Source organism: Streptomyces sp. FH025 (assembly GCF_017427025.1).
GTDB lineage: Bacteria > Actinomycetota > Actinomycetes > Streptomycetales > Streptomycetaceae > Kitasatospora.
Map to the genome: position 1 here is coordinate 1 of NZ_JAFLNG010000370.1, position 7,660 is coordinate 7,660.

Below are 7,660 nucleotides of genomic sequence, written 5' to 3' on the forward strand. Positions count from 1 at the left end.
CCGAGCGCACGATAGGCGGCCGTACCGGGAGCATCCGTCGCCCCGGTACGGCCGCCCTTGCGGTCCGGTCGCGGCGTCAGTCGGTCAGGGGGAGGTAGACCCGGTTGCCCTGGGCGGCGAATTCGGCGGACTTCTCGGCCATGCCGGCCAGGGCCTCGGCGTCGAACTCGGTGTTCACGGCGGTGGAGCCTTCGCCGTGCTCGTCGCGGATCTTCTGGGAGATCTTCATCGAGCAGAACTTCGGGCCGCACATCGAACAGAAGTGGGCCGTCTTGGCGGGTTCGGCGGGGAGGGTCTCGTCGTGGAACTCGCGGGCGGTCTCCGGGTCGAGGGCCAGGTTGAACTGGTCCTCCCAGCGGAACTCGAAGCGGGCGTCGGAGAGGGCGTCGTCCCAGGCCTGGGCGCCGGGGTGGCCCTTGGCCAGGTCGGCGGCGTGGGCGGCGATCTTGTAGGTGATCACGCCGGTCTTGACGTCGTCCCGGTTGGGCAGGCCCAGGTGCTCCTTGGGGGTGACGTAGCAGAGCATCGCGGTGCCCCACCAGGCGATCATCGCGGCGCCGATGCCGGAGGTGATGTGGTCGTAGCCGGGGGCGACGTCGGTGGTGAGCGGGCCGAGGGTGTAGAACGGCGCCTCGTCGCAGATCTCCTTCTGGAGATCCATGTTCTCCTTGATCTTGTGCATCGGGACGTGGCCCGGGCCCTCGATCATCACCTGGACGTCCCGCTCGCGGGCGATCCGGCCCAGCTCGCCGAGGGTCCGGAGCTCGGCGAACTGCGCCTCGTCGTTGGCGTCCGCGATCGAGCCCGGCCGCAGGCCGTCACCGAGCGAGAAGGTGACGTCGTAGGCGGCCAGGATGTCGCAGAGCTCCTCGAAGTTGGTGTAGAGGAAGTTCTCCTGATGGTGCGCCAGGCACCAGGCCGCCATGATCGAGCCGCCGCGCGAGACGATGCCGGTCTTGCGGCGCGCGGTGAGCGGGACGTACCGCAGCAGCACACCGGCGTGGACGGTCATGTAGTCGACGCCCTGCTCGCACTGCTCGATGACGGTGTCCCGGTAGACCTCCCAGCTCAGCTCCTCGGCCCTGCCGTCCACCTTCTCCAGGGCCTGGTAGAGCGGCACGGTGCCGATCGGCACGGGGGAGTTGCGCAGGATCCACTCGCGGGTGGTGTGGATGTTGCGGCCGGTGGAGAGGTCCATGACGGTGTCGGCGCCCCAGCGGGTGGCCCAGGTCATCTTCTCCACCTCCTCCTCGATCGAGGAGGTGACGGCCGAGTTGCCGATGTTGGCGTTGATCTTCACCAGGAAGTTGGTGCCGATGACGGCCGGCTCCACCTCGGGGTGGTTCACGTTGACCGGGATGACGGCCCGGCCGCGGGCCACCTCGGCCCGCACGAACTCCGGCTCCAGGCCCTCGCGCAGCGCCACGAACTCCATCTCCGGCGTCACCACGCCCCGCTTGGCGTAGGCGAGTTGGGTGACGGCGGCGCCACCGCGCCCACGCAGCGGGCGACGCGGGCGGCCGGGGAAGACGGCGTCCAGGTTGCGCAGGTTCCCGCCGCGCGGCGAGGTGTGCTTGATGCCGTCGTCCTCGGGGCGCGGCTCACGGCCGTCGTACTCCTCGACGTCGCCGCGCTGGCGGATCCAGGGGTCGCGCAGGGCGGGCAGGCCGCGCCGCACGTCGGGCTCGTACGCCCCGTCGGTGTACGGGCCGGAGGTGTCGTACAGCGGGACGGACCGGCCGTTGGTGAGCCGCACCTCGCGGTACGGGACCCGCAGGTCGGGACGGGACCCCTCGCGGTAGGCCTTGCGCCAGGCCGGGGTCGGGTAGCCGGTGCCCGTGCTGCTCGGGGTGCTCTGGGCAGACTGCGGCTGTGCTTCGAACGTGGTCATCGGACCTCTACTCCCTACGCCGGCATTACCCGGTCAGGTTCCTGCGGTCGACGCAGCCGTCGGTCCGTCCGTCGACGGTCCGGTCAGCGCCCTCTCAGCCCGGTGCTCCGAGCTCCCGCGTCACAGGCGGTGTTGCCTGCACATGACGCCCAACACCGTAGCGAGCCGATCGCCGCTGGTCCAGATGGCGGCGCCGGGGACGGGGTCCGGAAAGCGTCGAGGCCCGGCCCCCGCGGACGGGGTGCCGGGCCTCGGCGGAGTGCTCCGCGGAGCGGGCTCAGTTCCGGGCGGCCTTCTTCACGAGGATCACCACGGCGGCCGCGATGCCGACCACCACCAGCAGCTTGATCACGATGCTCAGCAGTGCGCCGACCACGCCGAACACGAAGGCGATGATGTTCCAGGCCAGCACCAGCACCAGCACCGGGATGACGATGTTGCGCACCCAGGAGGGCAGCGACTTCCAGAGCTCAGCCATGTCGGTTCCTCTTCTCCCCTCGGGGCCGGCTGCCGTCCGGTGCCGCATCCCGCTGCTGTCTTTCGGTACTTCGATCGTACGGTGGCGCAAGCGGCGGAACGAGGCCCGACGGCCCGGAGAGAACCCCGAGATCACCCCGAGCCGACCCCCCGGGACGACCCCCGAGAACCGGCGGGGGTACGCCTCAGACCGGCCAGGTCTCGCCCCGCCAGGCGGCGTCCCAGAACATCCACTCGTAGCGCGAGGTGGTCGTGAAGTGCTCCACCACCCTGCGGCGTTCGGCCGCGGAGAGCTCCTCGCCGAGTCGGTCGGTGAGCGCCAGCACCCGGCGCACCACGGACTGGAACGCCTCGTCGCCGTAGGTGCCGATCCACTTGGCGTACAGCGGGTTGGGGGAGCCCTGGGCGAGCAGCGCCTCGCCGACCCGGGCGTAGATCCAGTAGCAGGGCAGCACGGCGCCGAGCGCCTCGGCGAAGGAGCCGCCGTAGACGGTGGCCAGCAGGTAGCTGGTGTAGGCCCGGGTGGTGGGCAGCACCGGCTCGGCGGCGGCCTGCTCGGCGCTGCCGCCGAAGGCGGTCAGGAACTCGGCGTGCATGCCCTGTTCGGCTGCCAGCGCGCCGACCGCGTCGTCGGCGAAGGCCCGGACGTCCTCCTCGCCGGGCGCCTTGGCGGCGCAGACGGCGAGCGCGCGGGCGTAGTCGCGCAGGTAGTGCGAGTCCTGGACGACGAAGTGGCGGAAGGCCGTGCGGGGCAGGGTGCCGTCGGTGAGGCCGCCGATGAAGGGGTGCGCGAGGATCTCGGCGTAGATCGGCTCGATCGACGCCCAGAGCTCCTCGGTCAGGGTCTTGGTGCTCATGACGCGACCTTAAGCGGTCGCCCCCGAACGGTCAGCCCTCCGGAGGGGAGAACACCACCAGCACCCGCAGTTCCTCGGTGACGTGGTGGAACCGGTGCGGGGTGCCGGCCGGGACGTACACCACGGTGCCGCGCCCGACGGTCGCGGTCTCGGCGCCGACGGTCAACTCGGCGCGGCCGCTGATCACCTGGTAGAGCTCGTCCTGGTCGTGCGCGTCCTGCGGGTCGGTGTCGCCCGGGGAGAGCGCGTACAGCCCGGCGGACATCCGCGGTTCGCGCAGGAAGCGCAGGTACGCGCCGTCGTGGTCCGCCCGCTCGGCGTCCAGTTCGTCCAGCCGGAACAGCTTCACCGCTGACGTCCTCCCTCGTCCGTCCGCCTCCGGGACCAGTGGCATTCAACACCAACCCAGCCGGGGGGAGCTTCCCCCGGGGCCGGACGCCTGCCAGGCTTGGTCGGCATGAAGGGTTTCGTCATCAAGACACTGATCAACGCGGCGGCCATCTGGGTCGCCGCCTGGATCGTCAGCGGCATCCAACTCGCCCAGGGCAAGGCCGACTGGCAGCACAAGACGCTGACGGTGCTCGGCGTCGCGGTGGTGTTCGGCCTCATCAACTGGCTGATCAAGCCGGTGGTGAAGCTGTTCTCGCTCCCGTTGTTCATCCTCACGCTGGGCCTGATCACCTTCGTGATCAACGCCCTGATGCTGATGCTGACCTCCTGGGCGTCCACCAAGCTCCAGTTGGACTTCCATGTCGTCAACTTCGGTTCGGCGCTGGTCGGTTCACTGATCATCAGTCTGGTCTCCTGGGGCCTGCACCTGGCTCTGGACGACGACTGACGGCCTTCGTGCGCGCACACGAAAGGGGCCCGCGCCCGGTTGGTCCACCGGGTACGGGCCCCTTCGTCGTTCCGTCGTCCCCGCCTTCGGCGGCAGCGGCCTCTGCTCCGCTCACCCCGCGTTCTCGCTGAGGATGTCAGCGAGTTGGGCGTCGAGTTCCCGTCCGGTGAGCTCCTGACCCATCGGCACCAGCCGGTCGGTGCGGGCCAGGAAGGCGATCAGCGGCGTCGCCGGGGAGCGCAGCAGCGCGTCGCCGTTGGGGGAGTGCAGGTTGATGCAGACCTCGGAGAGCTCCCCGCCGACCGGGTGGATGTGCACGTCGCCCTCGCCGGCCGGCCCGCTCAGGCCGTCGAGCAGCAGTTCGCGCGCGAAGACCCAGGTGACCGGGGCGTCACCGGGCAGGTGGAAGGTGAACCGGACCGCGTACGGGTCACCCGGCTCGTACGCCAGGTCCACCACGATGCTGAAGGACAGCTCGGGCGAGACCACGAGGTTCATCACCAGGTGCCCCTGGACTGTGCTGTGCTGCATGGCGCCAGTACCTCTCTTCTGCCCGGCCAACGGTGTGCTGAGGGTCCCGTCGGCGGCCGGACATGTTTTCGACGGTTTTATGCAAGCAATCCACGTTCGATCCTCATCGTCCACGTTTGGGGATGTAGTGGACAAGGTGTGCTTTTTCAAATGGTGAACGAGAGAGAACCCATGTGGCACAAGGGGCGTCCGGGATTGATCGAGATGCTTCAGGCCATGAACGAAAAACCTCAGAATACGAACGACGGGCCCATCGCCCCTACGCTGCACCGCAGTTGACGGGCCACGGCGTCCAGCCGGTCGGCCTCGGCGACGGGGAGCGAGAGGGCCATGGTGGCCACCAGCGGGCCGATGGTGATGGGGACGGCCGCGCAAACCGTTCCGAGCGCGTATTCCTGACGCTCCAGCACCGGCATGGTGGGCCGCAGCGAGGCGAGTCGACGCAGCACGACGGCCTCCTCGGTGAGGGTGGACGGGGTGAGCCCGACCGGAGGGTGCCGGGCCAGGTGGTCGCGGCGCTCCTCCTCGGGCAGTTGGCCGAGCAGGCACTGGCCGATCGCGTGGGCGTGGGCGGTGGCCCGGAAGTCCGCCCAGGGCTCGACGGCGGGACGTGACGGGTCCTCGGCGACGTCCACCAGCTGGACCTCGCCGTCCCGGTAGCGCGCGAAGTAGACGGCGGCACCGAGTTCGTCCCGCAGGCACCCCATCCGCTCCCGCAGGCCCTGCCGCTCGCACCGCCGGTCGTCGGACCGGCCGAACCCGGCCGCCGACTCCCCGTAGAAGAACCGGCCGTCGGCCCGGCGGAGGTAGCCCTCGTGGGTGAGGGTGCGCAGCAGGTGGTAGGCGGTGCCCAGCGGCAGCCCGGCGGCGCGGGCCAGTTGCTTGGCGGTCGCTCCCTGACGGAAGCCGCCGACCGCCTCCAGCAGCCGCAGGGCCCGCTGGACGGAGCCGATCAGGGTGGGCTCGCGACCCGCCCTGGCCCGGGCGGCGGCGCTCCTCGACGCCGTCGTCTTCCTCGGCACCGCCGTCGTGGCCCTCGGCACCGCCGAGCTCGTCGCCGTGCTCGCCGCTCTGCTCGTCGCCGTGTTCGCCGCTCTGCTCGTCGCCGTGCTCGTCACCGTGTTCTCGGACGGTTCCGCTATCTGATCCATGGCGCACCCAGCCCCCAAGCCCGAATCCCTCGCACCGGCCCTCGTCCGGTCCCTGCCCATCCATGCCCGGAATGGACAAGCGGAGGGGAAGCTCCGATTTGCCCGATGGTTGAGTATTGGAGCACAACGGGCCCCCGAACGGACGCACCCGACCGGGTCGGCGTTTCGGGCCGCGCCCGGTGCGGGAGACTTCCGCACAACGCTCCAGCCCCGGAGGTCGCCATGGGCCCCGACAACCGAACCCCGCCACCGCGCCCGGTCGTGAAGCGCACCGCCCGGGCGATCCTGCTGGAGCTGGACCCGAACGACCCGTACGGCCCGGCCTCGATCGTGCTGATCCGGCGGGTCCGGCCGGGATCGCCGCACCCGTACTGGATCACCCCCGGCGGCGGGGTCGAGCACGGCGACCGCACGGTGGTCGAGGCCCTGCACCGCGAGGTGGACGAGGAACTCGGCGGCAAGATCGTGGACGTGGTTCCCGCCTTCGTCGACACCATCAGCCACACCCACCACGACGACGGCACGCTGCTCCACCCGCACGGGCTCAAGGTGCAGCACTTCTTCGTCTGCCGACTGGCCTCGATGGACCTCACCCGGCGGCACGGGCCCGAGGTGTCGGACCCGAACGGCGAGTACGAGGTGGTCCGGCTGCCGTTCACCCGCGAGGGCGTGACCTCGGTGAACGTCGTCCCGCCCCGGCTGCGGGCGTACCTGGCGGCCAACATCGAAGGCATCCGCGCGCTCCTCGCGCCCGACCTCGGCTGACGTCCACAGGAGCATCCCCGACGGCTCAGCCCGCCGCCGGTTCGCCGACCAGGTCGTGCCGGATCCGCTCGGCCGGCACGCCCGAGCGCAGCAGCACGCCGACGCCTCGGCGCACCATCGCGGGCGGGCCGCTGAGCACCGCCTCCCGACCCGCCCAGGGGCCGAACCGGCCCACCACCTCGGGCAGTTCGCCGGTCAGCGCGTCGCCGGCCGGGCCGGTGCCGGACAGCACCGGCCGCACCGTCAGCCAGGGGTGGCGGCCGACCAGCTCGCGCAGCCCGTCCGGGCCGTCCAGCGCGTACAACTCGGCGGCGCGGCGGGCCCCGTAGAACACCTCGACGCGGCGGCCCGGCACGCCGTACGCGGCCGCCTCCTCGACCAGGGCGCGCACCGGCGCGATCCCGGTACCGCCGGCCAGGCAGAGCAGGTCGGCCCCGGCGGTGTGGTCGACGGTCATGGTGCCGGCCGCCGGGCCCAGCCGCAGCACGTCCCCGGGGGCGGCCCGGTGGACCAGCGCGTTGCTCACCCAGCCCGCCTGGACGGCCTTGACGTGGAAGGTCAGCAGCCCGTCCGGGCGGGGCGCGGAGGCGAAGGAGTAGTGCCGCCAGACCCGTGGCCACCAGGGCGTCTCCAGGCCGCAGTACTGGCCGGCCCGGAACGGGTACGCCTGGTCCGGGCGGACGGTGATCACCGCGACGTCCGGAGTGCGGCGCTCGTGCCGGACCACCTCGCCCTGCCACCAGGGCGGCGAGGTACGGGCGGCCTCCTCGGCGGCCTCGATCATGAGGGTGGAGACCAGCCGGTAGGCCCGGCGCCAGGCCAGCTCCGTCGCCGCGTCCCAGCGGCCGCCCGCGTACCGGGCCAGGGCCCCCAGCAGGCACTCCCCCACCTGGGCGTAGTGCCCGGTCAGGACGCCGTAGCGGCGGTGGCCTCGACCGAGCGCGCCCAGCCGGGTACGCAGGGCCGCCGGGTCGTCGACGCCGTGGACGGCGGCCAGCAGGGCGCGGAACAGGCGGTCGCGCTGGACGTCCATGGCGGCCGGGAACAGCGAGCGCAGCTCGGGGTGGTGCAGGAAGAGCAGTGCGTAGAAGTGCGCGGTGGCCCGGTCGGCGACCGGCTCGACCACGGCGAGGCTGGCCCGGATCAGCTC

At 71.5% G+C, this 7,660-nt stretch carries 9 protein-coding genes and 1 riboswitch; of the genes, 2 read left to right on the top strand and 7 right to left on the bottom strand.

What is annotated here, in order from left to right; genetic code table 11:
* Positions 1–76 precede the first annotated feature (76 nt).
* The 4 genes from thiC to J0670_RS23835 all read right to left on the bottom strand — a co-directional run bounded on the left by thiC (position 77) and on the right by J0670_RS23835 (position 3,574).
* A complete protein-coding gene (thiC, locus tag J0670_RS23820) occupies positions 77–1,891 on the bottom strand; it encodes a phosphomethylpyrimidine synthase ThiC (RefSeq protein WP_207813696.1) in 1,815 nt (604 codons plus the stop codon).
* A riboswitch (TPP riboswitch) is annotated at positions 1,886–2,020 on the bottom strand. (Overlaps the previous gene by 6 nt.)
* 148 nt (positions 2,021–2,168) lie before the next feature.
* A complete protein-coding gene (locus J0670_RS23825) occupies positions 2,169–2,369 on the bottom strand; it encodes a DUF5326 family protein (protein ID WP_207813697.1) in 201 nt (66 codons plus the stop codon).
* A gap of 184 nt (positions 2,370–2,553) precedes the next feature.
* Entirely contained in the window at positions 2,554–3,225 is a 672-nt protein-coding gene (gene tenA / locus J0670_RS23830; RefSeq protein WP_207813698.1) for a thiaminase II, read from the bottom strand.
* Positions 3,226–3,256: 31 nt separating this feature from the next.
* Entirely contained in the window at positions 3,257–3,574 is a 318-nt protein-coding gene (locus J0670_RS23835) for a cupin domain-containing protein (RefSeq protein ID WP_207813699.1), read from the bottom strand.
* A gap of 108 nt (positions 3,575–3,682) precedes the next feature.
* Between J0670_RS23835 and J0670_RS23840 the strand changes: the two genes are divergently transcribed.
* Positions 3,683–4,063: a phage holin family protein gene (locus J0670_RS23840; protein ID WP_207813700.1), complete on the top strand. Its 381-nt coding sequence runs from the start codon at positions 3,683–3,685 to the stop codon at positions 4,061–4,063.
* Between the two features lie 111 nt (positions 4,064–4,174).
* On the opposite strand, the gene J0670_RS23845 is transcribed toward J0670_RS23840, so the two are convergent.
* Positions 4,175–4,594, bottom strand: coding sequence for an SsgA family sporulation/cell division regulator (locus J0670_RS23845; protein ID WP_207813701.1), 420 nt, complete (start codon positions 4,592–4,594; stop codon positions 4,175–4,177).
* Between the two features lie 230 nt (positions 4,595–4,824).
* Entirely contained in the window at positions 4,825–5,616 is a 792-nt protein-coding gene (locus J0670_RS23850; protein ID WP_307806661.1) for a helix-turn-helix domain-containing protein, read from the bottom strand.
* 351 nt (positions 5,617–5,967) lie between these two features.
* Between J0670_RS23850 and J0670_RS23855 the strand changes: the two genes are divergently transcribed.
* The gene (locus J0670_RS23855; protein WP_207813703.1) at positions 5,968–6,510 is read left to right on the top strand and encodes an NUDIX domain-containing protein; all 543 of its coding nucleotides are present in this window, start codon (positions 5,968–5,970) and stop codon (positions 6,508–6,510) included.
* 25 nt (positions 6,511–6,535) lie between these two features.
* On the opposite strand, the gene J0670_RS23860 is transcribed toward J0670_RS23855, so the two are convergent.
* A partial coding sequence (locus tag J0670_RS23860) for a globin domain-containing protein (RefSeq protein ID WP_243437429.1) occupies positions 6,536–7,660 on the bottom strand: 1,125 nt, incomplete at its 5' end.

What these genes read in the sequence shown, in the direction of transcription:
- J0670_RS23855 (WP_207813703.1), top strand. Translation starts at nt 5,968, where the DNA reads ATGGGCCCCGACAACCGAACCCCGCCACCGCGCCCGGTCGTGAAGCGC.
- tenA (WP_207813698.1), bottom strand. Translation starts at nt 3,225, where the DNA reads ATGAGCACCAAGACCCTGACCGAGGAGCTCTGGGCGTCGATCGAGCCG.
- J0670_RS23845 (WP_207813701.1), bottom strand. Translation starts at nt 4,594, where the DNA reads ATGCAGCACAGCACAGTCCAGGGGCACCTGGTGATGAACCTCGTGGTC.
- J0670_RS23825 (WP_207813697.1), bottom strand. Translation starts at nt 2,369, where the DNA reads ATGGCTGAGCTCTGGAAGTCGCTGCCCTCCTGGGTGCGCAACATCGTC.
- thiC (WP_207813696.1), bottom strand. Translation starts at nt 1,891, where the DNA reads ATGACCACGTTCGAAGCACAGCCGCAGTCTGCCCAGAGCACCCCGAGC.
- J0670_RS23840 (WP_207813700.1), top strand. Translation starts at nt 3,683, where the DNA reads ATGAAGGGTTTCGTCATCAAGACACTGATCAACGCGGCGGCCATCTGG.